This window comes from Sodalis sp. RH20 (assembly GCF_047324205.1).
In the GTDB taxonomy this organism is placed as follows: Bacteria; Pseudomonadota; Gammaproteobacteria; order Enterobacterales; family Enterobacteriaceae; genus Acerihabitans.
On record NZ_CP178733.1, the window covers coordinates 1,495,379 to 1,519,841 of the forward strand.

Consider the following 24,463-nt stretch of genomic DNA (forward strand, 5'->3'; position numbering starts at 1 on the left):
AATCTATTCCCTATGTCATCAACTCCTACCTCGTCTTTAACCGATTCAACGCTGCCCGCTCCGTCGCCCAAGCGCCATTTCGCCAACCTGATTGCCCAGACCGCGCGGCAATGGCGGCGGGTTATCGATCGCAAGCTCCAGCCCTATGGCCTGACGGAAGCCACCTGGGTGCCGCTGTTATACCTGGCGCGCGCGGACAAGCCGATGCTGCAAAAAGACCTGGCCGAAGCCATTTATCTGGATGCGTCCTCGGTGGTGCGCCTGTTGGATAACCTGCAAAACCAGGGGTTTATCGAGCGGCGCGAAGGCAGCGATCGCCGCGCCAAAGAGATCCATCTGACCGAATCCGGCATGCAGCGGGTCCAGCAGGTGGAGGGGATGGCCCAGCAGGTGCGCGATCGGGCGCTGGCCGGCGTGGACGATAACGATATCGAACAAATGAACCGTTTGCTGGAACAGGTGCTGGTCAGTTTGGCCGTCGTCGACAGGGAACCCGTATGAATAGTGGTGTACACGAGCGGCGATTTCTGTCCCTCACCCCGTTTAAACGTCTTAACAATCGGCAGAAAACCTGGGTTATCGCCGGGCTGGTGGTGGTGATAGCGCTGGCTATCTGGTTTATCACCTGGCTTGACTGGCGTTTTGCCCATGTGGCCGAGAATGATGCCCATATTAGCGGCGAGGTGGTGACCCTGGCCAGCCGGGTGGACGGCTGGCTGGTGGCGCGTCCGGTGATGGATGGCGATCATGTTAAAAAAGGCCAGGTCCTGGCGCAGATCGACGACCGCGACGCCCGGCTGCGGCTGGCGGCGGTGCAAGGCGACCTGGCATCCGCCAATGCGCAAATCCGCTATACCGAGGCGCAGCGCCAGACCGCCGATTTAACCACCCAGGCCACCCTTGAGCAGGCGCAGGCGCAGCTGACCGTGGCGGAGTCGACGCTGTCCGACGCCGGGCATCAGCTGGCGCTGGCGCAAGCCAATTTCCAGCGTGACGATAGTTTGGTGAAAAGCGGACTGACGCCGCGCAAGACCTGGGATGAAAGCCATACCGCCCTGCTGCAGCGTCAGGATCAGCAGCGGGAGGCCGAGGCGCAGCTGCTGTCGCAGCGGGCGGCGCTGGCCAATGCCCGGGCGCAGCGCGGGCAGTTGCAGGTGCTGGACCGGCAGATCGATATGCAGCGCCAGCAGTTGGTGGCGCTGACGGCGCAGGCGCAGCAGATTACCCAGGAAATCGCCGATCGTACCCTGCGCTCGCCGGTGGACGGGGTGGTGGATCGTACGCTGGGCGATGTGGGGGATTATGTGCAGGCAGGACAGTGGGTGATGATGGTCCACGATCCGCACAACGTCTGGGTGGAGGCGAACATTAAGGAAACGGCGCTGAATAAGGTGGCGGTGGGCCAGCCGGTGGATATCGGCATCGACGCCTATCCCGATCTGGTTTCCCATGGGCACGTGATCCGGGTCGGCAATACCGCCACCAATCAATTCGCCCTGCTGCCCAGTCCCAATCCGTCCGGCAACTTTACCAAAATCACCCAGCGGGTGCCGGTGCGTATTGCCTTTGACCAGGCCGACGCGCGGCTGAAACCCGGCCTGATGGTTGAGGTGGCCATCAATGTCGCCCATTGAGACCCAGGCGCAGCGTTTTGGTCCCGCGTATCGCTGGCTGGCCACCGGCACGGTGATGCTGGGCACCATCGCCACCACCGCCACCGCCACCATCGTTAACGTGGCCATGCGCGATATCATGGGGGCGTTTGGACTGGGGCAGGATCAGGTGCAATGGCTCTCCACCGCTTTTTTAGCCTCGATGACCGCCACCATGCTGATGACCGCCTGGGTATTGGAGCGGTTCGGCTACCGGCGGGCGTTTGTCGGCGCGCTGGCGGTGTTTATCGCCGGCAGCCTGCTGGGCTTTGCCAGCGCCAGCGGCGCCGAAGTGATTTTGGCCCGGGTGCTGCAGGGTTGCGCGTCGGGCATTATCCAGCCGATGGCGATGGTGGTGCTCTCGCAGGTATTTCCTCCCGCGCAGCGCGGCAAGGCCATGGGCATCTATGGGGTGGGCGTGGTGCTGGCCCCGGCGCTGGGGCCGACGGTCGGCGGCCTGATGGTCGATCAGTACGACTGGCGTTTTGTCTTTCTGGTGGTGGTGCCATTCTGCGTTGCCGGCATGGCGGCGGCGATGGTTATCCTGCCGGGGCTGGATAAGCAGGCCGCCGCGCCGCGCCGCAGGTTCGACGGCCTCGGGTTTTTGCTGTTGGTCTGCGCGCTGATCACGCTGCTCACCGGTTTGTCCAACGGCCAGCGCGAGGGATGGGATTCTTTTTTTATTATCGGCATGTTTGCCGCCGCCCTGATAACCGCCGCCGCGTTTATCCTGTGGGAACTGGTGGCGCCGCAGCCGTTGCTTAGCCTGCGGGTATTCAATAACCTGCGTTTTTCCGCTGGGTGCGTGGTGGCCTTCGCGCTGGGGGCCGGCATTTACGGTTCCACCTATATCATCCCGCTGTTTGTCCAAACCGTGCAGGGATATACGCCCACCCGCTCCGGATTATTGCTGATGCCCTCCGGGCTGGTGCTGGGGCTGATATTTCCCATTGCCGGACAACTGAGCGATCGCCTGCCGCCGCATCTGCCGGTGATGGCCGGGCTGGCGATTTTCGGCCTGTCCTGCTGGCTGTCCGGCGGCGTCGATGTCGATACCCCTTTCTGGACCATGGCCCTGTGGGTCGTGCTGGGCCGTATCGGGTTGGGCGTTATGCTGCCGGCGCTGAACGCCGGGGCGCTGCGGGCGCTGCCGGCGGATAAGCTGGCCCAGGGATCCGGCAGCCTTAATTTTGTCCGCCAGCTGGGCGGCGCCTTTGGCGTTAACCTGCTGTCGGTGATTATCGACCGGCGTACCATTTTTCACGGCGACGCCCTGGCGCAGGCGCTGACGGCCGCCAACGCCACGGCGGCGGAATCCATCTCCCGCCTGGCGCTGCTCTATTCCCACTGGGGCAATCCGTTCGGCAGCCGCTTACCGCAAGGCGTGAATCCCGGCTCAATGGCCTACCTGGAAACCATGCTGGTGCCGAAGGCGCAGCTGTTCGCCTATCAGGACGGGTTTTATATCGTGGCGGTGTTTTTCTTCCTGGCGATTATCCCGGCGTGGTTTATGCGCGGCCGGAACCGGCCGGCGACGCAATTGCAGGCGGAGCCGGCGCCTGCCGCGGCCGCCGCGCATGACTGATTCCTCCGGGTAACGCTGCCCGCGACGTTCGCCAGGCCGGTTGGCCTGGCGTTTGCCGGATCATGATCCGGCGCAATAAACCGCGCGGTGGAACAGGTTACACTCGATTTTTATAGACGATCGGTCTATATTATTACCATGAATGAAAAAACTGTTGCCGCGCGGCGCGGGCGTCCGCCGAAAATCGCCCGGGACCAGCCGGATACCCGTGAAAATCTGATTCGCTGCGGTACCGCTATCCTGACCGAGCAGGGGTTCAGCGCCTCGGGTATCGACGGCATCCTGAAGCAGGTGGGCGTGCCGAAAGGCTCGTTTTACTACTACTTCGAGAGCAAGGAAGCGTTCGGGCAGGCGATTATCGACTACTACGGCCGCTATTTTCTGCGCAAGCTGGACCATTGGCTGCTGGACGAAACCCTGCCGCCGCTGGAGCGCCTGCGGGCGCTGGTGTCCGACCTCAGCCTGGGCATGGCGAAATACGATTTCAGACGCGGTTGCCTGGTGGGCAATCTCGGGCAGGAAATCAACGTGCTGCCGGCAAGCTACCGCCGCCAGCTCAGCGACATTTTGCAGCAATGGCAACAGCGGGTCGCCTGCTGCCTGCGGCTGGCGCGCGCCGCCGGGCAATTACCGCCGGACGCGGACTGCGAAGGCCTGGCGGAATTTTTCTGGATCGGCTGGGAAGGGGCGGTAATGCGCGCCCGGCTGGCCGGCGGCCCCCAACCTTTACAGCGGTTCGCCGACGGGTTTTTCGCCGGTCTGCCGCGCTGAACCCTTGCCGGGCTCACGATATTTAAAGACCATTTGAGGAATCAGCATGTTTAACGCAATCTTGGTTGAGAAAGACGAACAAGGCTATCGCGCCCGCCATACCCGCCTGGACGAGGCGCAGCTGCCCGCGGGCGATGTGCAGATAGATGTTGCGTATTCCACGCTCAACTATAAAGACGGGCTGGCCATTACCGGTAAAGGCCCGGTGGTACGCACGTTCCCCCTGGTGCCGGGCATTGATCTGGCCGGTATCGTCACGCATAGCGATCATAGCGCTTTTAAAGCGGGCGACGCGGTGCTGCTTAACGGCTGGGGCGTGGGGGAAAAACACTGGGGCGGGCTGGCGCAAAAAGCGCGGCTGAACGGCGACTGGCTGATCCCGCTGCCCGCGGGGCTGACCGCCCGGCAGGCCATGGCGATAGGCACCGCCGGTTATACCGCCATGCTGGCGTTGCTGGCGCTGGAGAAAAACGGCGTGACGCCGGCGGGGGGCAAGGTACTGGTTACCGGCGCCAACGGCGGCGTCGGCAGCTTTGCCATCGCGTTCCTCTCCCGCCTGGGCTATGAGGTAACGGCGTCCACCGGGCGTCAGGAGGAGGCGGAACATCTGCGGCAACTGGGCGCAGCCGAGGTTATCGACCGGGCGCAGCTTTCCGCGCCGGGGCGTCCGCTGGGCAAGGAACAATGGGCCGCCGCCATCGACAGCGTCGGCAGCCATACGCTGGCCAATGTCTGCGCCGGTTTACGCTACCAGGGTACCGTGGCCGCCTGCGGCCTGGCCCAGGGCATGGATTTGCCGGCAAGCGTGGCGCCGTTTATCCTGCGCGGCGTGACCCTGGCCGGGGTGGATAGCGTGATGCGCCCGGTGGCCGATCGCCTGATCGCCTGGCAGCGAATCGCCGCCCTGGTGGACGACGGCCTGTTAAACAGCATCAGCCGGGAAATCGGCCTGGGCGAGGTCATCGCCACCGCGGGCGCGCTGCTGGACGGCAAAGTCCGTGGCCGGATTGTCGTCGACGTTAACCGTTAACCGCCAGGCATCATGCCCCGCCGCCGAGCGGGGCATGATGTTGTACCCGCAGGGTCGTATTGCGCCGATCACTGTTCATCAATACTGATTAATTAGCCTTTATTCAGCGCTTTATGCCACAGGTCATCTCACTCTAACGCACGTCCCGCCTCGCTTGTCATAGCGATCCGCCACGGTATTTTGTGTAAAAAAATTCATCATTAATAGCGCCCCGGCGGCTTTTGGTCTATCCGTTAAGCATGCGGATAGAAACCATTTTGCCCCCAATCACAGTGACATGTTCCGGAGGAAATCATGAAAGCAGTCGTTTATAACGGTCCACGCGATGTGGCGGTGAAGGATATGCCGGACGCGAAAATCATCAAGCCAACCGACGTACTGGTGCGCATCACCACCACCAATATCTGCGGTTCGGATTTGCATATGTATGAAGGCCGCACCAGCTTTGAAACGGGCCGTATTTTCGGACATGAAAACCTGGGCCGGGTTATTGAAGTCGGGGCGGGGGTGGAGCGCATCAAGGTCGGGGATTATGTTTGCCTGCCGTTTAACATCGGCTGCGGGTTTTGTGAAAACTGCGAACGCGGGCTGACCGGGTTCTGCCTGACCGCCAACCCCGGTTCGGCGGGGGCCGCCTACGGCTTTGCCGAAATGGGGCCTTATGAGGGCGGTCAGGCGGAGTTGCTGCGCGTGCCCTTCGGCGATTTTAACTGTCTGGTGCTGCCGCGCGACGCGCAGGAGAAAGAGGACGATTACGTGATGCTGTCCGATATTTTCCCCACCGGCTGGCATGCCACGGAACTGGCGGGATTGCGTCCGGGCGATAGCGTCGCCATCTACGGCGCCGGCCCGGTGGGGCTGATGGCCGCCCATTCGGCCATCATCAAGGGCGCGTCGCAGGTGTTTGTGGTGGATACCCACCCAAGCCGTCTGGCCTTGGCCGAGAAACTCGGCGCCACGGCCATTAACGGCGTCGGCGACGCGGCGGTGGAGAAAATTTTAAACCTGACCGACGGGCGCGGCACCGACTGCGGCTGCGAGTGCGTCGGCTACCAGTGTTGCGATAAACACGGCCATGAGGATATCTCCGTTACCATGAACAGCCTGGTGGCCTCCACCAAAGCCACCGGCGGCATCGGCGTGGTGGGGGTATTTGTTCCGCAGGATCCGGGTGCGCGCCAGGAGCTGGCCAAAGAGGGTAAAATGCCGTTCGATTTCGGCAGCTTTTGGTTTAAAGGCCAGCAAATCCGCACCGGCCAGGCCAACGTCAAGGCCTATAACCGTCAGCTGGCGCGCCTGATTCACCAGGGCAAGGCGAAACCGTCACAAATTATTTCCCATCGCCTGCAATTGGCGCAGGCGCCGGAGGCATACCAGCATTTTGACGATCGCGACGAGGGCTGGACCAAAGTCATCCTCAAACCCTGAATGATACGGCGTTGGCCCACAGGGAGGTGAGCCATACCACGACACTCGGGAGCGCTTTAGCACAACGCCGCAGGCGTTGGCCCGCGGGATGGCCCACAGGATGTGAGCCATGCATCGCGCCCTGGTCACGCGCTTTTAATCGTCTTGCCGCCATGCCCTGCCGCCGCTTTATTCTGTCTGCGCCAGGCCTTGATGCCGTTCATGCTGAAATATCTTTCAACATCTTCCCGCCGCGAAAGCGTTTTTTGCCCAAGCCAAATGTCAAAAACGCGCGTAATGTTATAAAGTCGTATAAAAAATGTTATATCCGGCGCGCCACAGGCCGCAAAACTGGAACAGGAGACGTTCATGGCTCGTTATACCCTTTTATCCGGCATGCTGCTGGGCATGCTTACGCTGTGCGCCCCCGCCGTCATGGCGGCGGACGCCCCCGCCAGACCGATGGCGGTGCGGGGCACGGTGACGCAGTTCAGCGGCGACCAGCTGAAGTTTACCGATCGCAAGGGCGCGGCGGTCACCGCCACCCTGAATGACAAAACCACCATTTCCGCGGTGGCGCAGGGTAAAATCAGCGATATTAAACCGAATAGCTTTATCGGCACCGCCGCGGCGCCGCAGCCGGACGGCACCTTAAAAGCCCTTGAAGTCCATGTGTTCGACCCGTCGCTGCGCGGTTCCGGCGAAGGGTTCCGGCCCTGGCAGGGATCCGACGGCCAGGTCGGCACCATGACCAACGGCACCGTGGGCACGCTGGTAAATGCCAACGGACGCACCATGACGGTGAAGTACCAGAACGGCGAAAAAAAGGTTGTGGTGCCGGATGATGTGCCTGTTGTGACACTGTCACCCGGTGATCGCTCGCTGTTGAAACCCGGCGCGCATATTATCCTGTTCCCGGCGCCGGGCAGCGCGGATCATGTCGTGGCGGCGCGTATTGTGGCCGGTGTTAACGGCACCGTGCCTCCCATGTAATATCCGATGCGTGTTTCAGGCCGGGCGGCGTGGCCGCCCGGCCTGTTAACCGGCCGATCCTGGAGCGCCAGTGAACCCATATACTTCCCCGTCGTTAACCGAAATACGCCGGCACCGCGTCCCGGTGCGCATCATGCACTGGCTGAATGTGCCGATACTGTGCGCCATGCTGATGAGCGGCTGGGGCATTTACAATGCCTCGCCGATTTTTCCCGCCTTTACCTTTCCCAGCGTCCTCACCCTGGGCGGGTGGCTGGGCGGCGCCATCGCCTGGCATCTGGCGGTGATGTGGGCGCTGGCGGCAAACGGCCTGCTGTATATTCTGTGGGGGATCGGCAGTGGGCATTTTCGCCGCGACTTCCTGCCGCTGACGCCGCGCACGCTGGCGCGCGACGTTAAGCTGGCGCTGACCTTGCGCCTGGCGCACCGGCTTGGGCGTTATAACGCCATTCAGAAGGCCTTTTACTGGTTTGCCCTGGCATGCGGGCTGCTGCTGGTCCTTTCCGGGCTGTCCATGTGGAAGCCGGTACAGCTTTACCGGCTGGCGGCGCTGTTTGGCGGCTTCGACCGGGCGCGGTATGTGCATTTTTTCGCCATGAGCGGCATAGTGTTATTCGCCGTGGTTCATGTCGCGATGGTGATCGCCGTGCCGTCCACCTTTTGGCCCATGATCACCGGCGTTATACGCCGTTCGCCCCGGGATGCGCAGGATGAATAACAGATCAAACAGCGGATTAAAGCTCGAACCGGCGCAGCAGAAGGCGCTTTATCGTTTGCAGCGGCGTCTGTTGCTGCGCTCCGGCCTGACCCTGGGCGCGCTGACCCTGCTTACCGGCTGTAACCTGCAGGACGGCGACGAGGTGGATAAGGTGCTTTGGGCCATGTCGCGCTGGAACGACCGGGTCCAGGGCTGGCTGTTCAGCGGGCAGCGCCTGGCGCAAACCTATCGCGCGGATCAGGTTGCCAACCCGTTTCCCTTCAATGCTTTTTATCCCGAATATAATGTGCCGGAAATCGATCTCTCCACTTATCGGCTGGAGGTGTCGGGGCGGGTGGCCGATAAGCGGCCCTGGACGCTGGATACACTGCGGGCGCTGCCGCGGCAAAGCCAGATTACCCGGCTTATCTGCATTGAGGGATGGAGCGCCATCGGCCAGTGGAGCGGGGTGCCGCTGCGTACCTTTCTTGAACGGGTCGGGGCGGACCTGCGCGCCGGCTTCGTCGGCTTCCGCTGCGCCGATCGCTATTATTCCAGTATCGACATGGCCACCGCCCTGCATCCGCAAACCACCCTGGCGCTGGATTTTGCCGGCAAGGCACTCCCGGACGCCTATGGATTCCCGCTCAGGCTCAGGGTACCGACCAAGCTGGGCTTTAAAAACGCCAAGCATATCGTTTCCCTGTCGGTGGGCAACACCAACCCCGGCGGTTATTGGGAAGATCAGGGGTATAACTGGTTCAGCGGCATTTGACGCCTGGATCATCAGGCCTGGCAAATCTGGTTGCGTCCCTGGCGTTTTGCCTGGTACAGGGCCGAATCCGCCTTGACCACCAGCCGGCTGGGCGTGTCCTGCCCAGCCTCCGGCAGGCCGACAAAAACGCCCAGGCTGGACGTCAGGATACCGGCCGGGCTGCCCTGATGGGGAATATTCAACGCCACGATCCCTTGCTGGATGCGCCGCGCCACCGCCAGGGCGCCGTCCCGGTCGGTGGCGGGCAGCAGGACGATAAATTCTTCCCCGCCGTAGCGCGCCACCACGTCGCGGTGACGCAGCGGCAGGTTTTTCAGGGTGTGCCCGATACGCTTGAGGCAATTATCACCGGCCACATGGCCGTACAGATCGTTAAATTGTTTAAAATAATCCACGTCCAGCAGAATGATGCCCAATACCTGCTGCGTGCGCAGCGCGCGCTGGAATTCATTGTCCAGCGACAGATCAAAATGCCGCCGGTTGTAAAGCCCGGTCAGTCCGTCCGAACGCGCCAGCCGCTCCAGCGACCGGTTTAACTTGCGCAGCTCCTGCTGGGCGTGGATGAGCTGTTGCTCAGCGCGCATCCGCGCGCGCGCCTGACGCATCAGCACCAGGCTGACCACGGTAATCATCGCGATAAAAATAAGCGTCATCACGACATGGTTGAACGCGTCCTGGCGCCAGTCCGCCATGGTCTGATCCAGCGACAGACCGGTAGTGACGATCACCGGGAACTGCTTGAGATGCGTATAGCTATAGAGTTTTTGCGCCGGATCGGCTCCCAGGGCGCTGTTGACGATACCCGAGCGGTGCTGCCGGATATTATCCCGGTATAGCGGCGAACCGGCGATGGTGGTGCCGATGATTTTTTCATTATACGGGTGACGGTAAAGCACGGTACCGTTGTCGAGCAGCATCATTAACGTTGAATCATCGCTTATCATAAACCGGGTATAAAAGCTGCGAAAATGATCGATCATAATGCTTTCCAGCAGTACGCCGGCAAAACTGCCGTCGGGATGGTTGAGCCGGCGTGAGATGGGCACGATCAGCGCATTGGTCATGCGGCTGCGGATAACCTTGCCGATGCGCGGGGTCAGTTCGGGATGGTCGCGGTGATAGATAAAATAATCCCGGTCGGCGTAGCCGTTGACGGCGGGCAACCGCTCAGCCGCCGTGACGATCATCTGGCCCGTGGCGTCAAACAGCGACAGCGCGCTGATTTGCTTTAACCCGGCGGTTTTTTGCTGGAAAAGCTGATGCAGCCTGGGCAACTGCGCCGCGCCGCTGCCCAGGGCGGCGATCTGTTGCGCCAGTTCATCAAGCGTGGCTTCGGCCTGGGCGAAGGTATCGCTGGCATGCTGCGACAGCGCCTGGGTCAGGTTCATGGTGGCGGTCTGGGATTTGGCCAGCGCCGACTGGTAGGTTTGCCAGAGATGCCAGACGTTAATGGCTATCAGGGCGACGATCAGCAGCGCGGCGGATGCGCCCAATTCAAACAGCAGGGTAAAGCGGGGGCGCCCAGGCGATGGCGCCGTCTGATTATCTGGCCGGGGAGAACCGGCATATCTGCTTTTTCTCATAAGGTTATATCAATGGCATACCTGGACTCTCGGTAACGGGACGGGACAACCGGCCGCCGCGGCAATGGCGCGTCACGCGGCCGGATTGCATTAGAAGTATTTATCTTCCGGGCCGGTTAGTCAAAGATAGGGCGGCGTTAATTCGCCGCCGCCGCGGCGCGGGCGGATTGTGGCGCCGCAGGCGGCAATCCAGGCCGGGTAAATTGATAATGATGCTTAATCACTCGCACAGATAAAAAATGGCGAATACAGCAGGCTGACCAGGATGGCGTTTTTATCGATACGCCTAAAGCTGGGCAACAGGGATGCGCCTACCGGCAGGAGCACCGGGCTGGCGATACCGTCGGGGGCGTTATCCAGCGTGGAGACAATTTCGCGGGTAATGGTTATTTCATATAAACCCTGCTGGTTTTGCTGCCGGTAACTAAAAAAGCGGCTCCGGTGCAGGTTATAGAGGCGATCGTCATGGGCCAGGGTGCCGTTAAGGGCATAAAAACCCTGGCTCGGACTGGTAAAAAACATTTTGGCTTCCACCGTGTAGGTTAACGATCCGGCGGGAATGGCTGAACGATAAACCATCAGGGCGGAACACTGGTAGCCGGAAATACCGCCGCGGTAATGACTGCGGTAAAACAGCGTAAGCGATAACAGGAGCAACGCCAGGATAAGCCAGATTCTTTTCATCAGACGTCCCAGTTATAAAAGTAGAAATTCAGGCAACCGGTGAGTTTACCGCCAGCCTCCTGTTCACATTTCGCCAGGAAAGTACGGCGGTTGATGCCGTCCTTTATCGTGGCGGCGGTACGGGAAAACAGCACCTTGTCATGGGCGTCGCAGCGTGCAATATTTCCCGCCATGGCCCGCTGGATATGCGCGGCCAGATCCGGGCGCTCGCGGTCGTTTATCGGACGCAAGGTATAAATATTGCATGAATCAATATTCTTAAAGAAATAGAGAGGCTGCCTGTCGTCTTGCCTGAAATAGACATAGGTAGTCGACACGGTGATAATAATCGACAGTGCTAAAAATAAATTTATCATAAGTTCTTTAGTGAAATGATCTGTCTTCGGGGCGGCGGTCTCCATACCGCCGCCGTTATCATTGGCAACGGGTGTGTCCAATGCGGGATCCGGCGATTGATCATATACGGCGATAGCCAAACGATCGTTTAGCTTAAGTCCGCGTTTAGGCAGGGTGACGATGGCCGAGGCCTCCAGCCCAAGCGCGATCAGCGCTTTCCTGATCAGGCTGACCTGTTGATTTAAATTACCGTTGGAGGGGGATAAGCCATGTTTTTCCCAGACGTTGGCAAATAAATCTTCCCGGCTGACGGTATCTCCGTTGCCATGGGAAATAATAAGCGCTTCTAATACGCGCCCGGCTGTATTGGAGAGATTGACCGCCGTTTCATCATCCGCTAATAAGGATAAACGATATTCCAGCGTATTAAATACAATGCGATCGTTGATCAGATACTTCATTGCCTTCTCCATGCCGATGGACAGTGCGCCAATACTTATAGCCGCTATCAATATATGTACTGAAATAAAATAAATAAAAGCGCAGCCAGTAATAGGCCGGGTCGATAAAAAAAACTTATATATTCCCTGCGGCAAATTAATTTAATCATGGTGGCTATCTGTGCGGAATTATAGCTATTGCGATAAATGGAAAGGTTAATACCGCTGGAAAACAACACAAACAGGGTTAATCGCCAAAAATGGCGTAAACATGCGCATAAAAAGCTGCCGGCGGCGCGGCGGCGCAAACCAATGACCCGCACTGATCGGACTTGTTCAGCGTACACTTGTACGCTAGAGTGACTTCCCCTAAGGCTACAATTATGGTAGTCACCTGCGCAAAACGGGCCGGCTTGGGGCACCAGGAGCGTTCAGCCATGCAAAAAACCAATATCGGCGCGATGGATTGCCCCATCGCGCAATCGCTTGAGCTGGTGGGGGAATGGTGGAGCATGTTGATTTTACGCGACGCCTTCCAGGGACTCAGCAAGTTTGATGAATTTCAGCGCAGCCTGGGTCTGTCGCCGACCATGCTTACCCGCCGGCTGAAAACCCTGGTGCGCAACGGCATTTTATACAAACAGGCCTACAGCACGCGTCCGGCGCGGTTTGAATATTTACTGACCGAACGGGGCGAGGCGTTTTTTCCGGTACTGCTGACCCTGCTGCAATGGGGCAACCAGGCCCTGGCGCAGGAGGATATCGCCATCGTGCCTGTTAACCGCCGGCATGCCGGGAAAGTCGCGCCGGTGCTCGTCGACCGGGATACCGGCGAGACGCTCACCCATCTAAACGTCACAATTGCCGCCGGGCCGCGTGCTGGTGAAAGCATAAAGCGGCGGCTGGAAACAAGACAGGAAAAGCAAAACCATCATGATGCATATCCGCACAAGGAATTTTTATGAGTAACCGTCGAATCGTTATTACCGGTATGGGCGCGGTATCGCCTTTAGGCTGCGGTACAGAAACCGTATGGCGGCGCCTGCTGGCGGGCCAGTCCGGCATCCGCCCCTTGCCGGAGGCGATGGTTGCACAACTGCCGGTGAAAATCGGCGGCCAGGTTCCCGACCCGGAACAAGACCCGGAAGGCGGCCTGTATCCGGACCGTTTTGTGCCGCCGAAAGACCAGAAGAAAATGGACCGGTTTATACTGTTCGCTATGGCGGCTGCCGATGAAGCGCTGCGCCAGGCGGGCTGGACGGCAAGCACGGATGAGCAGAAAGAACGCACCGCGACCATTATCGCCACCGGCATCGGCGGTTTCCCGGCTATCGCCAACGCGGTGCGCACCTCGGATAATCGCGGTCCGGGCCGGCTGTCGCCCTTTACGGTGCCGTCGTTTCTCGCCAACCTGGCCGCCGGCCATGTTTCCATTAAACATCAGTTCAAAGGGCCGATCGGCGCGCCGGTTACCGCCTGCGCGGCGGGTGTGCAGGCTATTGGCGACGCGGTGCGCCTGATCCGCAACGACGAGGCGGATATTGCCTTGTGCGGCGGCGCCGAGGCCGCCATCGATACCGTCAGCCTGGGAGGGTTTGCCGCCGCCAGGGCCATTTCCACGCATTTCAACGCCGCTCCCGCCACCGCCTCGCGTCCGTTCGATCGCGACCGCGATGGTTTTGTCATGGGGGAAGGCGCCGGACTGCTGGTGGTTGAAGAACTGGAGCACGCGCTGGCGCGCGGCGCCACGCCGCTGGCGGAAATCATCGGCTACGGCACCAGCGCCGATGCCTACCATATGACGTCGGGTGCGGAAGACGGCGACGGCGCCTACCGGGCGATGAAGATCGCCCTGCGCCAGGGCGGTATCACCCCCGCGCAGGTACGGCATCTGAATGCCCATGCCACCTCGACGCCGGTGGGGGATCTGGGCGAGATCAACGCGGTAAAACACCTGTTCGGCGACCACAGCGAACTGGCCATTACCTCCACCAAATCGGCCACCGGGCATCTGCTGGGCGCCGCAGGCGGCCTGGAAGCCATCTTTACCGTGCTGGCGCTGCGCGACCAAATCGTGCCCGCCACCCTTAACCTGGACAATCCCGATCCGGCGGCGGCGGGTTTGCATCTGGTGCGCGGCGAGCCGGAACCGGTGGCCATGACCTATGCGCTGTCCAATGGTTTTGGTTTTGGCGGCGTGAACGCCAGCATCCTGTTAAAACGCTGGGAATGATTGCGTCGCTTTCCCGTCCGGCAGGGCGGGAAAGCGTTGTTTCCCGCCATCAGGGGCGCCGCGTGACGCGCTTGATATCGCCTCCGATTGCCGGCCGGGAGCGTGAGTTTCCGGCGTGGCGCCGCTCTTAGGTTCTTGTGCAATCGGGGCACTCGTTATATATTTCATTACACATCGAATTCCTCCTCCCATAGCGATTATTATGTCTCACTTAGCAGCACGTTTACGCGTTTTCCTCACGTTAGTCCTCCTTTCCCTGGCGATGGCAGCCAGCGCCGGCGCGGCCGCGGCGCGGACCCTCACCGATCAGCTGGGGCGCAGCGTTACGCTACCCGACCGCGTGGACCGGGTGGTGGTATTGCAACATCAAACCCTGAACCTGCTGGTGCAACTGGACGCGGCGGACGACGTGGTCGGCGTGCTGTCGAGCTGGAAAAAGCAGCTTGGACCGGATTTTGCCCGCTTCGCTCCGCGCCTGGCGACCCTGCCGATGCCCGGCGATCTTAATCAGGTGAATATCGAAAGCCTGCTGGCGCTGCATCCCCAGGTGGTGTTTGTCGCCAATTACGCGCCGCCGGAAATGATCAGGCAAATAGAATCCGCCGGGATCCCGGTGATCGCGGTGTCGTTACGCCAGGATCAGCCGGGGGAACAGGGCAAGCTCAATCCCGCCATGGCGGATGAGGAAGAGGCATACAACCAGGGCTTGCGCCAGGGTATCCGGCTGATAGCCGAGGTGGTAAACCGCCGGGATCAGGGCGAGGCGCTGATTAACTATACCTTTAGCGCGCGGGCGCGTACCGACGACCGGCTCAAGGACATTCCCGCCGATAAGCGTATCCGCGTTTATATGGCCAACCCGGAGTTAACCACTTACGGCGCGGGCAAGTATACCGGCCTGATGATGCGCCACGCCGGCGCGCTGAACGTGGCCGCCGCCAGCATCAGCGGCTTTAAGCAGGTGTCGATGGAACAGGTGCTGGCCTGGGATCCGCAGGTGATTTTTGTCCAGGACCGCTATCCTGAGGTGGTGCAACAGATTAACGGCGATCCGGCCTGGCAATCCGTCGACGCGGTTAAACATCACCGGGTCTATCTGATGCCGGAATATGCCAAGGCCTGGGGATATCCGATGCCGGAGGCGCTGGCCGTCGGCGAGCTCTGGATGGCGAAAAAGCTCTATCCGCAGCGTTTTGCCGATGTGGATATCGATAAGCAGGCCGATGCCTATTATCGCCATTTTTACCGCATGGCGTGGCGGCCGCGTCCCGATGCCGGCTAGGGCGAAGCCAGAGCTTAGCGCCGCGGCCCCCTGGCTGCTGGCGGTGCTGACGATCGCCATGGTTTTCCTGTCCTTGGGCATCGGGCAGTTCAGCCTGTCGCCCCTGCGCGTCATGCAGCAACTGGCCCATCCCCTGCAGCCGGGAACATTGGACTACCAGGTTATCTGGACCATCCGTATGCCGCGCATCCTTACCGCCTGCCTGGCGGGCGGGGCGCTGGCGCTGTGCGGCGCCGCATTGCAGGGGGTATTCCATAATCCGCTGGTGGATCCCCATATTATCGGCGTCAGCGCGGGCGCCGCGTTTGGCGGCACCCTGGCTATCCTGCTTGGCCTCGCGCCGCTGCTGCTGATGGCCTCCACCTTTTTCTTCGGCCTGCTGGCGCTGCTGCTGGTGTATATGATTGCCGCCACCCTGGGGCGCGAAAACCGGCTGATGCTGATCCTGGCGGGCATTATCCTGGGCGGCTTTTTTGCCGCGCTGGTCAGCCTGCTGCAATATCTGGCCGATACCGAGGAAAAGCTGCCGAGTATCGTATTTTGGCTGTTGGGCAGCTTCGCCACCGCCAGCTGGCATAAGTTGCTGATGCTGTTTGCGCCGGTACTGGGCGCGGGTGTGCTGCTGTATCGCCTGCGCTGGCGCATCAATATTCTTTCCCTGGGCGACGACGATGCGCGCGCGCTGGGCATGGCGGTGGTTAACCTGCGGCGCCTGGTCTTGGTGCTGTGCGCGCTGCTGACGGCGGCGCAGGTGGCGGTCAGCGGCAGTATAGGCTGGATTGGGCTGGTGATCCCGCACCTTGCGCGCATGCTGGTGGGCGCCGATCACCGGCGCCTGTTGCCCACGGCGTTCTGGCTCGGCGGCGCCTTTATGGTGCTGGTGGACGATGTGGCGCGTACGCTAAGCCAGGCCGAAATCCCTCTGGGCATTATTACCGCGCTGCTCGGCGCGCCGCTGTTTGCCTGGCTGCTGATCCGCGACAGCCGCGGGAGAACGCAATGATCGGCGCTACGCTCAATGCCCGGGGCCTGGCATTCGGTCATGGGGAGCCGTTATTCCGGCCGCTGGACTTCGCCTGCGCGCCCGGCGAGATCTGCGCCGTCCTTGGCGCCAACGGGCGCGGCAAGAGCACGTTGCTGCATACCCTGGTCGGTATTCTGCCCGCGCTGAGCGGCGATATCCGCTGCCACGGCGGTATTGGTTTTGTCCCGCAGCGTTTTACGCCGGCCTTTTCCTACCGGGTGTTTGATATCGTGCTGATGGGACGGGCGGGCCACGTCGGGCTGTTGCAGATGCCCTCGCGCCGGGACGAAGCCATGGCCCGTGAGGCGCTGGAGATGCTGGGAATCGCGGCGCTGGCGCCGCGCGCCTACCTGTCGCTGTCGGGCGGACAGCAGCAACTGGTGCTGATCGCCAGGGCGTTGGCGACCCACAGCGATTTGCTGGTGCTGGATGAACCCATGGCGGCGCTGGATTTGTTTAACCAGCAGGCGGTGATGCGCCTGATCCGCCGGCTGGCCCGCCGCCATGGCGTCAGCGTGCTGTTTACCACCCACGATCCCTGCCATGCGTCGCTGCTGGCCGATAATACCGTGCTGCTGTTGCCGGAGCGGGAGTGGCTGCACGGCGCCTCGCGTACGGTATTAAGCGAAGAAAACCTGAAACGCGCCTACGATATCGTGGTCAAGGGGATAGATATTGATGACCGGGGCCGGCAACATCGGGTCCTGGCTCCGCTGTTTGACCTGCGCGGGCCGGATGCGGCGTCATAAGATTGCGCCAAGCGGGCGCTATGGCGATTGTCTCGCCTGCGTCGCGCTCAGGACAAGGGGGCGCAGGGGGACAGGAATCCGGCTTGGCGCAAAAAAAACTGCCCCGGCGCCGAAAGAATAAAGTCCGCGAGCGCGCGGGCCGGCGCCGAACGCAGCGCCAGGGCATAGGTGGCGAAGACATTATGGCAGTCCGGGATAACGACCACCCGCAGCGTCGGATCCTGTTCAAGCCTTGGCGCGTAATGCGCGTAGCCGATAAAGATATCGGCCAGCCCACGGCGGATAATCCACCCGGCGGCCAGCTCGCCCGCGGGAATGGGCGCGGTATCCGCGCCGCCCACCAGCGGCCGGGCGCGCTGTTTCAGAGGGTCCGCGCCGGTATGCAACAGGGCGGCGGCGGTATCGAACAATTGCCAGGCGTAGTCGCCGGAAGGATCGCAGCCTGGCGTGGAGGTGCCGATAACCAACCCGGGATCGCTCAACAGCGCCAGCCAGTCGGCGCCGTCGGTGCGCGGTCCGCGTTTTACCGTCAGGCACAACCGGTTGCGGGCAAAGGGCCGGACCTCCAGCGCCAACCCCTTTTCCCGCAGCCGGGCGGGATGGCCGGTATTGGCCGAGGCGAACAGATCGCAGTGCTCGCCCGCCTCGATGCGCCGGGACAGCAGGCCGGCGGGGCCGAACTCCACCGTCACCTGTTGGCCGGCAACGGTACGGTAACGGGCCAGCAGCGGCGTTAGCGCCGGGCGCAGACTGCCGGCGGCCAATACAATCAATGGTGACATGGTTTTCCCATTAATAGGCTTGCTTTATGTAGCATCTGGATCGCTATTATATATGCTATTCATGGCCATTCTGTAAATAAAAGAAACCATAGCGTCTAACCTTATATTATCTGGCATCTGCGCAGCCGCTCTTTTGTTTTTTGGCTTGATATAATCATAATCAAAAGGCTTATTCTCAGCTATATCAGTAAGAAATCTTGCTATAAAATCGGCATTATCCATGACAGCATTTGCTTTCAACATCGGATCCCTAAGCAGCAGTTCACGAATCTGCTGCTTACCCAGGGCCATGTTGCCGCGATCGTAATTGAATGCCCTGGCAAAATCATCCTCAATATTAACGTAGTTTGTACAGCGGTTGTTTAGCGCATCATCAAAACTCTCCATAAACTCACTGGCATCTCCCACTCTGCTGGTAGAGGGTGATATCAAGAAATCTAATGAACCGGAATGGTGTGAAACTTCATGCAGCACGGTGTGGCGGGGTAGGGTGCTCAGGGGCTGCGCGGCATAAAAATTATCAACCATAATGATTACCCTGCTTTTTATATCGTCCGCATAAGTAAATCCCATGGGACTTTGGGCGCGATATGCGTAGGGGCGCGCCGATGTGGAGCAAGTGGCGAAAATGATGCTTTGTTTGGTGGTTTCGAAGTACTTTACAATCTGTTCGGTGTGATATCTCAGCCTGGTCATGGCCTGGAAAATAATGGACGGATCATCGGTTTTCAAAACCTTTGATAAATAACATTTTATTGGATTTTTTTCAGGATATTGCATAATGCCTTCCGGCAGTGTCATCGTTGTCCTATGGAACTTGTCCTTAACAAACGCCGCATGGCTATGGGCTCGATCCACTTCCTGAATAAATTGATTGATATGGTTTCTCAGCAAAGAAAATTCCGCTGGAATTTTTAAGATATCTTCTCCATAACCAAACTGGTAAGTTGTCGGCGAAGCATAATGCTGCTTAATAGCATCGGCAATATCGCGGGTATGGTCGAATTTATACGGATAAAGTTCAGCATAGAATCGGTTCATCGGCGCCATAAACGTGGAACGGTCGGGTATGCCAGCCAGATCAACCAATGGGTTGTCGGCCCATGCGGGCTGAGGTGGGTGCCCGTGGTTATTATTAAACATAAATTGAAGCTTTTGCTGTTCTTGTCCCCCGCCAGCCAGGATTCCCGATTTAGATTGCGCGGTGTGCTCTCTTACCGGCGACGATAGCGGTTTTCCCTCATTGAGCCTGACAGGTGGTGGTATGCTCTTTTTCATTTCCGCGAATTTCAGTTTATCAACGAGTTTATCAAACTGGTTTTTTTTGCCATATTGTTCAAAATGTTTAATTAATTTTCTTAGGGAATGGCTGCTTATGGCGGACAATATGTCAACGCCAGGATCAGCGGCCTTGAGGGTGCCTATTAGCAGAGAAGTGCTTTCTTTACCGGTTGGCAGCCTGATGTGATGGATAACTTGAGCGCCCGCCGACTTCAGGGTGTTTTTAGTCAGCGCATTACCAGCAAACACCATTTGGCTTTTACTCAACCCTTTGATAATACTGGCGCCAAATCGTTGGCTCAAATCGGCTATTTTCGCAGTCACGGTAAAAAACGCCACAGCGTCCAGCAAACAGGCGGGAACGGCTTTTTCAAGATCGTGCTTCAAAGCACCATCAACACAGTCATAAAAGGGGATGATATTTTTTGCCACAGCCCATATTTTTTGCAGGTCAGAGAGCGTATATCCCGACTGATAAAGGGCATTATAGAATGTCTCCCGGTGGCTGTTTGTCATAAAAACAGTCAAGCCGTCGTTGGTTTGGTCCTCATTTTTGATGACGCTTTTTTCAGCCTCTCCGTTAAAATAGGCAATAAGCGGATGTAAATTACTGTATTCTTTTCTGCCATCATGAGGCAGATGCTGGTCAAACCGCATAATGTGATAACCAATGCCGATTTTCCCCTTCATGGCATAATAGCGTTTTTCACCGCTGAGGCTCACTGAAAAAACATCCGCTTCTTTGATATTATCAAAATCATAGTGGCCAGCGCCATTATCCCGCATGGCGGGAATAAGTGCGTTAGCCTTTAAGAAGGGTATTATCCGCAGGCGATGAATGATGGCGTGGTCTGCTAAAATAAAGTCACGGTCGGTTTTTTCTACTGAACCAAGCGCATTTTTGATCAGGATTTCATCCCACTCGGAATAACGGTCTGCGACAATATTGGTGTGCTTTTCATACTCATTATCAATGCTTTCCGGCGCTGTTTTACAGGGAACAAAGACGTTGTTTAAATAGGCTTCTTTGGCGTGCTTTTTGCCTTCACTGTTTCTCTGTTCAAGGGTCATCGCCGGATTGACCATGATGGTCATAGGAAAAACAGTGTCGCGCGGGCAACGGTCAATGATACTGTCGGCAAGCTGCCCCCGCGTTAGCCATTGTTCTACGGCTTTCTTAAAGCGGTTGATTTTGTTGTCGAGGTCCTCGAGCGCGTTCCTTACCTGGACTCTGTGCGCCCGGTATTCGTCCAGCGCCCTGGCCCGCAGTAGCAACGAATTTGACTCCTCCTCGGCAATGAATTTCCCAGGATGGTTAACGGCCTGGAAGAGCAGGGCGGGCAGCGAGTAGTATTTAAGCATATCCGCGCTGACGCCGTCGCGCAGCGCAATATCCCATAATAGCGCGCCGGTTTTTACCACCTCGCGCCAATGGGTTTCCCCCAGGTTTATGCCGTTTTCATATAAAAATAATGAGCCGGAGAACAGCGAGGCGAATTCAAAATCATCCAGGGATAAGTGTTTTACCTGTGGGTCACGACCATAATAAGTCAATAGGGGGATGTGTTTGCATACCTCGCTGTCCCATTTGTTTTTTAATATCGCCTGGTCCGTTTCAGTCAAGATATTAAAATCCACTTTCCCTTCCGCTTGTAAGCCCTCAGAGGAAAGCAAGTACCTTATGCTGTCGATGGTAAACATAAAAGGGTAGCTGGCGTTAGCGACACTTATCGCCATTGCCATATCGGGTGATGTTCCCAGTATATTGTCGAAAAGCCACTGCCCGATGACTGAGCCGGCTTGTTCCGATGATAATGTGTCGTTCTTATGGGCGTCATAAAAATTGGCGGCGTTCAGCAGCAGCCGGGCGATAGATTTTTTATCCTTCGGCTCCGCGAAAGATAGGTATTTGGCAACCGCGGCGGTTATCTCCACCTTACTGAATTCATGCGGTTTCTTACCTTTATCCAGATAATGGGTTTTCTTGAGAAATCGAATAATTTGTTTGTTCTTATTGTGCAATTCGGCTGCGAACGTCCCGTCCCCGCGCGTCGTAACATGGCCGCGATAGGGGTTAAGTCCGCGTGATGACGATGCTGTATCCTCAGGCAACGTTGCAAGCGGCATAAGCCTATTCAGGTCTGTACTGTTTAGCGCACCCAACGCTAACGGGTAAGGAAGAAGGTTGTCCCGCACGCCGGCGCCTGCCAGGCCGCCGTCGATATTTCCCGACCGCCAGCGAAGAAAAGAGCCGTAAGCACAGGTCGCGCCGCCCAGAACGGCAACGCCCGCGAGCCAGATCTTCCAGTAAGCCCTGGTTTGGCCGGCCGGCCGGCGGGTATCCGACGGTAATTTCAGGGCAACCTGTTCAGAGGAACAGGAGGCAACGTCAAGACGGTGTGAAAATGCCGTTTTCCCAGGCACAGGGCTTTTCTGTGCCTGATCCGCTTGGGGAACGGACTGATAAGGACCAGAACAGGGAGGTGAGGTGAGCGAAAGTCCTTTTTGCATGGGTGTATTCCTCAAGGCGAAACATGAAGAGGTATCCATAGTAGTTGTCCCGGGTAAAACAGTACGGCAACGGGATATCGCCGGACGGGTTAGGAGACCCGGCGGACAGGTGGGACTGCGCGCCGGGGTGTTGATCATGCCTTTCCGCCAATATGTTTTGGCTATGCTACCCTGAAGGGAAATAGATAATGAAAAAGTGTTTTATTTTCTGGACGTGATACGTGTCTCATAATGTTATGCAGACTATGCCTTGCTTCATAGTTTGACTGTGCGCGCTCTTTATACTAGAGGGGATCTAACGTCGAACCATTCCTTTACAAGTCTTAAGAGAATACAAGGGATCCTACAATGGACGAACAGCTAAAACAAAGCGCTTTGGATTTTCATCAGTTCCCGCAGCCCGGCAAGATCCAGGTTTCCCCGACCAAACCCTTGGCCACCCAGCACGATCTGGCGCTGGCCTATTCGCCGGGCGTCGCGGCGCCATGCCTGGAGATCGCCCGGGATCCGCTGGCCGCGTTTAAATATACCGCGCGCGGCAACCTGGTGGCGGTTATCTCCAACGGCACCGCGGTGCTGGGCTTGGGGAATATCGGCGCCCTGGCCGGCAAACCGGTGATGGAAGGCAAGGGCGTTTTGTTTAAGAAGTTTTCCGGCATCGATGTGTTTGATATCGAGGTGGATGAGCTGGATCCCGATAAGCTTATCGAGGTGATCGCCGCCCTGGAGCCGACCTTCGGCGGCATCAACCTGGAGGATATCAAGGCGCCGGAATGTTTTTATATCGAGAAAAAACTGCGTGAACGCATGAAAATCCCGGTATTCCACGACGATCAGCATGGCACCGCCATCATCTGCACCGCCGCGGTATTGAACGGCCTGCGGGTGGTGGAAAAGAATATGAGCGACGTCAAGCTGGTGGTCTCCGGCGCCGGCGCCGCCTCCATCGCCTGCCTGAACCTGCTGGTGGCGCTGGGGCTGCAGCGTCATAATATCGTCGTTTGCGATTCGCGCGGCGTAATCTTCGAGGGCCGGGAAGAGAACATGGCGGAAACCAAGGCCGCCTACGCCATCAAGGATAACGGCATGCGCAGCCTGGCGGACGCCATCCCCGGCGCCGATATCTTTTTGGGCTGCTCAGGCCCCGGCGTGCTGACCCAGGCTATGGTGAAGACCATGGGGCCGCGGCCGCTGATTCTGGCGCTGGCCAATCCCGAGCCGGAAATTCTGCCGCCGCTGGCGAAGGCGGTGCGCCCCGATGCCATTATCTGTACCGGCCGCTCCGACTATCCCAATCAGGTCAATAACGTACTTTGCTTCCCGTTTATTTTTCGCGGCGCGCTGGACGTGGGCGCCACCACCATCAATGAGGAAATGAAGCTGGCCTGCGTGCGCGCCATCGCCGATCTGGCGCTGGCCGAGCAAAGCGATGTGGTGGCTTCCGCTTACGGCGACCAGGACGTGTCGTTCGGGCCGGAATACATCATTCCCAAACCCTTCGACCCGCGGCTGATTGTCAAGATTGCGCCGGCGGTGGCGCGCGCGGCGATGGACTCCGGCGTGGCGACCCGTCCCATCAAGGATTTCGACGCTTATACCGAAAAACTGACCGAATTCGTCTATAAAACCAATCTGTTTATGCGGCCGATTTTCGCCCAGGCGCGCAAACAGCTGAAACGCGTGGTGCTGGCGGAAGGGGAGGAGGAACGCGTACTGCGCGCCACCCAGGAAATGGTCACCATGAAGCTGGCGCTGCCGATCCTGATCGGCCGCCCGAGCGTTATCGAGATGCGCTTGCAAAAGCTGGGCCTGCAGATTATCGCCGGCAAGGATTTTGAAGTGGTGAACAATGAATCCGACCCGCGTTTTAAGGAGTACTGGGGCGAATATTACCAGATCATGAAACGCCAGGGCGTCTCGCCCGAGCAGGCGCAGCGGGCGCTGATCGGCAATCCGTCGCTGATAGCCGCCATTATGGTGCGGCGCGGCGAGGCCGACGCAATGATCTGCGGCACCGTCGGCAGTTATCAAGAGCACTTTGCGGTGGTGGAATCGGTCTTCGGCTATCGCGAGGGCGTGCATGTGGCCGGCGCGATGAACGCGCTGCTGCTGCCCAGCGGCAATACCTTTATCGCCGATACCTATGTCAATGACGACCCGACGCCGGAGCAACTGGCGGAAATTACCCTGATGGCGGCCGAGACGGTGCGGCGGTTCGGCATCGAGCCCAAGGTGGCGTTGCTGTCGCACTCCAGTTTCGGCAGTTCGGATTGCCCGGCGGCGCGCAAGATGCGCAAGACCCTGCAATTGGTCAACCAGATGGCGCCCGATTTGGAAATTGACGGCGAGATGCACGGCGACGCGGCGCTGGTGGAAAGCATTCGCCGCGACCTGATGCCGGACAGCCCGCTCAAGGGCGCGGCCAACATCCTGATCATGCCCAATATGGAGGCCGCGCGCATCAGCTATAACCTGCTGCGGGTGTCCTCTTCCGAAGGCGTTACCGTCGGGCCGGTGCTGATGGGGGTGGCGAAACCGGTGCATATCCTCACGCCGGTGGCCTCGGTGCGGCGTATCGTCAATATGGTGGCGCTGGCGGTGGTGGAGGCGCAGACGGAACCATTGTAACCCCGCGGTATCGACGGGCC

Annotated in this window: 20 protein-coding genes; 15 read left to right on the top strand and 5 right to left on the bottom strand. The window is 58.9% G+C overall.

Going from position 1 to position 24,463, the window contains the following annotated elements; all coding sequences use genetic code 11:
- Positions 1-12 precede the first annotated feature (12 nt).
- The 9 genes from ACL2XM_RS07030 to ACL2XM_RS07070 all read left to right on the top strand — a co-directional run bounded on the left by ACL2XM_RS07030 (position 13) and on the right by ACL2XM_RS07070 (position 8,910).
- On the top strand, positions 13-501 hold the full coding sequence (locus tag ACL2XM_RS07030; protein WP_410014626.1) for a MarR family winged helix-turn-helix transcriptional regulator: 489 nt from the start codon (positions 13-15) through the stop codon (positions 499-501).
- Entirely contained in the window at positions 498-1,634 is a 1,137-nt protein-coding gene (locus ACL2XM_RS07035; RefSeq protein WP_413732603.1) for an HlyD family secretion protein, read from the top strand. The genes ACL2XM_RS07030 and ACL2XM_RS07035 overlap by 4 nt, the downstream gene beginning before the upstream one ends.
- On the top strand, positions 1,621-3,237 hold the full coding sequence (locus tag ACL2XM_RS07040) for a DHA2 family efflux MFS transporter permease subunit (RefSeq protein ID WP_413732605.1): 1,617 nt from the start codon (positions 1,621-1,623) through the stop codon (positions 3,235-3,237). The genes ACL2XM_RS07035 and ACL2XM_RS07040 overlap by 14 nt, the downstream gene beginning before the upstream one ends.
- Before the next feature lie 138 nt (positions 3,238-3,375).
- Complete coding sequence (locus ACL2XM_RS07045) at positions 3,376-4,008, top strand: TetR/AcrR family transcriptional regulator (RefSeq protein ID WP_410014629.1); 633 nt, start codon at positions 3,376-3,378, stop codon at positions 4,006-4,008.
- Between the two features lie 46 nt (positions 4,009-4,054).
- Entirely contained in the window at positions 4,055-5,038 is a 984-nt protein-coding gene (locus tag ACL2XM_RS07050; protein WP_410014630.1) for an MDR family oxidoreductase, read from the top strand.
- A 294-nt stretch (positions 5,039-5,332) separates the two neighbouring features.
- Positions 5,333-6,466, top strand: a complete 1,134-nt coding sequence (locus ACL2XM_RS07055) for a glutathione-independent formaldehyde dehydrogenase (RefSeq protein ID WP_413732607.1) — start codon at positions 5,333-5,335, stop codon at positions 6,464-6,466.
- Between the two features lie 348 nt (positions 6,467-6,814).
- Positions 6,815-7,438 (top strand): hypothetical protein, encoded by a 624-nt coding sequence (locus ACL2XM_RS07060; protein ID WP_413728156.1) that lies wholly within the window; start codon positions 6,815-6,817, stop codon positions 7,436-7,438.
- 70 nt (positions 7,439-7,508) lie between these two features.
- On the top strand, positions 7,509-8,156 hold the full coding sequence (locus tag ACL2XM_RS07065; RefSeq protein ID WP_413732609.1) for a cytochrome b/b6 domain-containing protein: 648 nt from the start codon (positions 7,509-7,511) through the stop codon (positions 8,154-8,156).
- The gene (locus ACL2XM_RS07070; protein ID WP_410014634.1) at positions 8,149-8,910 is read left to right on the top strand and encodes a molybdopterin-dependent oxidoreductase; all 762 of its coding nucleotides are present in this window, start codon (positions 8,149-8,151) and stop codon (positions 8,908-8,910) included. Before ACL2XM_RS07065 ends, ACL2XM_RS07070 begins: the two co-directional genes overlap by 8 nt.
- Positions 8,911-8,921: 11 nt before the next feature.
- Here the strand turns inward: ACL2XM_RS07070 and ACL2XM_RS07075 are convergent, their stop codons facing one another.
- From ACL2XM_RS07075 to ACL2XM_RS07085, 3 genes are all read right to left on the bottom strand, one after another.
- Positions 8,922-10,493 (bottom strand): diguanylate cyclase, encoded by a 1,572-nt coding sequence (locus ACL2XM_RS07075; RefSeq protein ID WP_413732611.1) that lies wholly within the window; start codon positions 10,491-10,493, stop codon positions 8,922-8,924.
- Between the two features lie 216 nt (positions 10,494-10,709).
- The gene (locus tag ACL2XM_RS07080; protein ID WP_410014636.1) at positions 10,710-11,177 is read right to left on the bottom strand and encodes a FidL-like protein; all 468 of its coding nucleotides are present in this window, start codon (positions 11,175-11,177) and stop codon (positions 10,710-10,712) included.
- The gene (locus ACL2XM_RS07085) at positions 11,177-11,974 is read right to left on the bottom strand and encodes a winged helix-turn-helix domain-containing protein (RefSeq protein ID WP_413732613.1); all 798 of its coding nucleotides are present in this window, start codon (positions 11,972-11,974) and stop codon (positions 11,177-11,179) included. The genes ACL2XM_RS07080 and ACL2XM_RS07085 overlap by 1 nt, the downstream gene beginning before the upstream one ends.
- Positions 11,975-12,390: 416 nt before the next feature.
- Here ACL2XM_RS07085 and ACL2XM_RS07090 point away from each other — a divergent pair, with 416 nt between their 5' ends.
- The 5 genes from ACL2XM_RS07090 to ACL2XM_RS07110 all read left to right on the top strand — a co-directional run bounded on the left by ACL2XM_RS07090 (position 12,391) and on the right by ACL2XM_RS07110 (position 17,241).
- A complete protein-coding gene (locus ACL2XM_RS07090) occupies positions 12,391-12,918 on the top strand; it encodes a winged helix-turn-helix transcriptional regulator (protein WP_410014638.1) in 528 nt (175 codons plus the stop codon).
- Complete coding sequence (fabF, locus tag ACL2XM_RS07095) at positions 12,915-14,186, top strand: beta-ketoacyl-ACP synthase II (RefSeq protein WP_410014639.1); 1,272 nt, start codon at positions 12,915-12,917, stop codon at positions 14,184-14,186. Before ACL2XM_RS07090 ends, fabF begins: the two co-directional genes overlap by 4 nt.
- Positions 14,187-14,448: 262 nt before the next feature.
- Positions 14,449-15,468, top strand: coding sequence for an ABC transporter substrate-binding protein (locus ACL2XM_RS07100; RefSeq protein WP_413731057.1), 1,020 nt, complete (start codon positions 14,449-14,451; stop codon positions 15,466-15,468).
- A gap of 58 nt (positions 15,469-15,526) precedes the next feature.
- A complete protein-coding gene (locus tag ACL2XM_RS07105; protein ID WP_413733201.1) occupies positions 15,527-16,471 on the top strand; it encodes a FecCD family ABC transporter permease in 945 nt (314 codons plus the stop codon).
- Entirely contained in the window at positions 16,471-17,241 is a 771-nt protein-coding gene (locus ACL2XM_RS07110) for an ABC transporter ATP-binding protein (protein ID WP_410016796.1), read from the top strand. Before ACL2XM_RS07105 ends, ACL2XM_RS07110 begins: the two co-directional genes overlap by 1 nt.
- Before the next feature lie 47 nt (positions 17,242-17,288).
- Here the strand turns inward: ACL2XM_RS07110 and ACL2XM_RS07115 are convergent, their stop codons facing one another.
- Positions 17,289-18,023: a substrate-binding domain-containing protein gene (locus ACL2XM_RS07115; protein ID WP_413723065.1), complete on the bottom strand. Its 735-nt coding sequence runs from the start codon at positions 18,021-18,023 to the stop codon at positions 17,289-17,291.
- Between the two features lie 24 nt (positions 18,024-18,047).
- Positions 18,048-21,815: a hypothetical protein gene (locus ACL2XM_RS07120; RefSeq protein ID WP_413732615.1), complete on the bottom strand. Its 3,768-nt coding sequence runs from the start codon at positions 21,813-21,815 to the stop codon at positions 18,048-18,050.
- A gap of 348 nt (positions 21,816-22,163) precedes the next feature.
- Here ACL2XM_RS07120 and maeB point away from each other — a divergent pair, with 348 nt between their 5' ends.
- A complete protein-coding gene (gene maeB / locus ACL2XM_RS07125) occupies positions 22,164-24,443 on the top strand; it encodes an NADP-dependent oxaloacetate-decarboxylating malate dehydrogenase (protein ID WP_410014642.1) in 2,280 nt (759 codons plus the stop codon).
- The last annotated feature ends 20 nt before the right edge of the window (positions 24,444-24,463 follow it).

Coding starts and splice junctions, on each gene's coding strand:
- ACL2XM_RS07070 (WP_410014634.1), top strand. CDS start 8,149: ATGAATAACAGATCAAACAGCGGATTAAAGCTCGAACCGGCGCAGCAG.
- maeB (WP_410014642.1), top strand. CDS start 22,164: ATGGACGAACAGCTAAAACAAAGCGCTTTGGATTTTCATCAGTTCCCG.
- ACL2XM_RS07075 (WP_413732611.1), bottom strand. CDS start 10,493: ATGAGAAAAAGCAGATATGCCGGTTCTCCCCGGCCAGATAATCAGACG.
- ACL2XM_RS07120 (WP_413732615.1), bottom strand. CDS start 21,815: ATGCAAAAAGGACTTTCGCTCACCTCACCTCCCTGTTCTGGTCCTTAT.
- ACL2XM_RS07105 (WP_413733201.1), top strand. CDS start 15,527: ATGGTTTTCCTGTCCTTGGGCATCGGGCAGTTCAGCCTGTCGCCCCTG.
- ACL2XM_RS07055 (WP_413732607.1), top strand. CDS start 5,333: ATGAAAGCAGTCGTTTATAACGGTCCACGCGATGTGGCGGTGAAGGAT.
- ACL2XM_RS07045 (WP_410014629.1), top strand. CDS start 3,376: ATGAATGAAAAAACTGTTGCCGCGCGGCGCGGGCGTCCGCCGAAAATC.
- ACL2XM_RS07060 (WP_413728156.1), top strand. CDS start 6,815: ATGGCTCGTTATACCCTTTTATCCGGCATGCTGCTGGGCATGCTTACG.
- ACL2XM_RS07040 (WP_413732605.1), top strand. CDS start 1,621: ATGTCGCCCATTGAGACCCAGGCGCAGCGTTTTGGTCCCGCGTATCGC.
- ACL2XM_RS07035 (WP_413732603.1), top strand. CDS start 498: ATGAATAGTGGTGTACACGAGCGGCGATTTCTGTCCCTCACCCCGTTT.
- ACL2XM_RS07080 (WP_410014636.1), bottom strand. CDS start 11,177: ATGAAAAGAATCTGGCTTATCCTGGCGTTGCTCCTGTTATCGCTTACG.
- ACL2XM_RS07085 (WP_413732613.1), bottom strand. CDS start 11,974: ATGAAGTATCTGATCAACGATCGCATTGTATTTAATACGCTGGAATAT.
- ACL2XM_RS07050 (WP_410014630.1), top strand. CDS start 4,055: ATGTTTAACGCAATCTTGGTTGAGAAAGACGAACAAGGCTATCGCGCC.
- ACL2XM_RS07100 (WP_413731057.1), top strand. CDS start 14,449: ATGGCAGCCAGCGCCGGCGCGGCCGCGGCGCGGACCCTCACCGATCAG.
- ACL2XM_RS07030 (WP_410014626.1), top strand. CDS start 13: ATGTCATCAACTCCTACCTCGTCTTTAACCGATTCAACGCTGCCCGCT.
- ACL2XM_RS07090 (WP_410014638.1), top strand. CDS start 12,391: ATGCAAAAAACCAATATCGGCGCGATGGATTGCCCCATCGCGCAATCG.
- fabF (WP_410014639.1), top strand. CDS start 12,915: ATGAGTAACCGTCGAATCGTTATTACCGGTATGGGCGCGGTATCGCCT.
- ACL2XM_RS07115 (WP_413723065.1), bottom strand. CDS start 18,023: ATGTCACCATTGATTGTATTGGCCGCCGGCAGTCTGCGCCCGGCGCTA.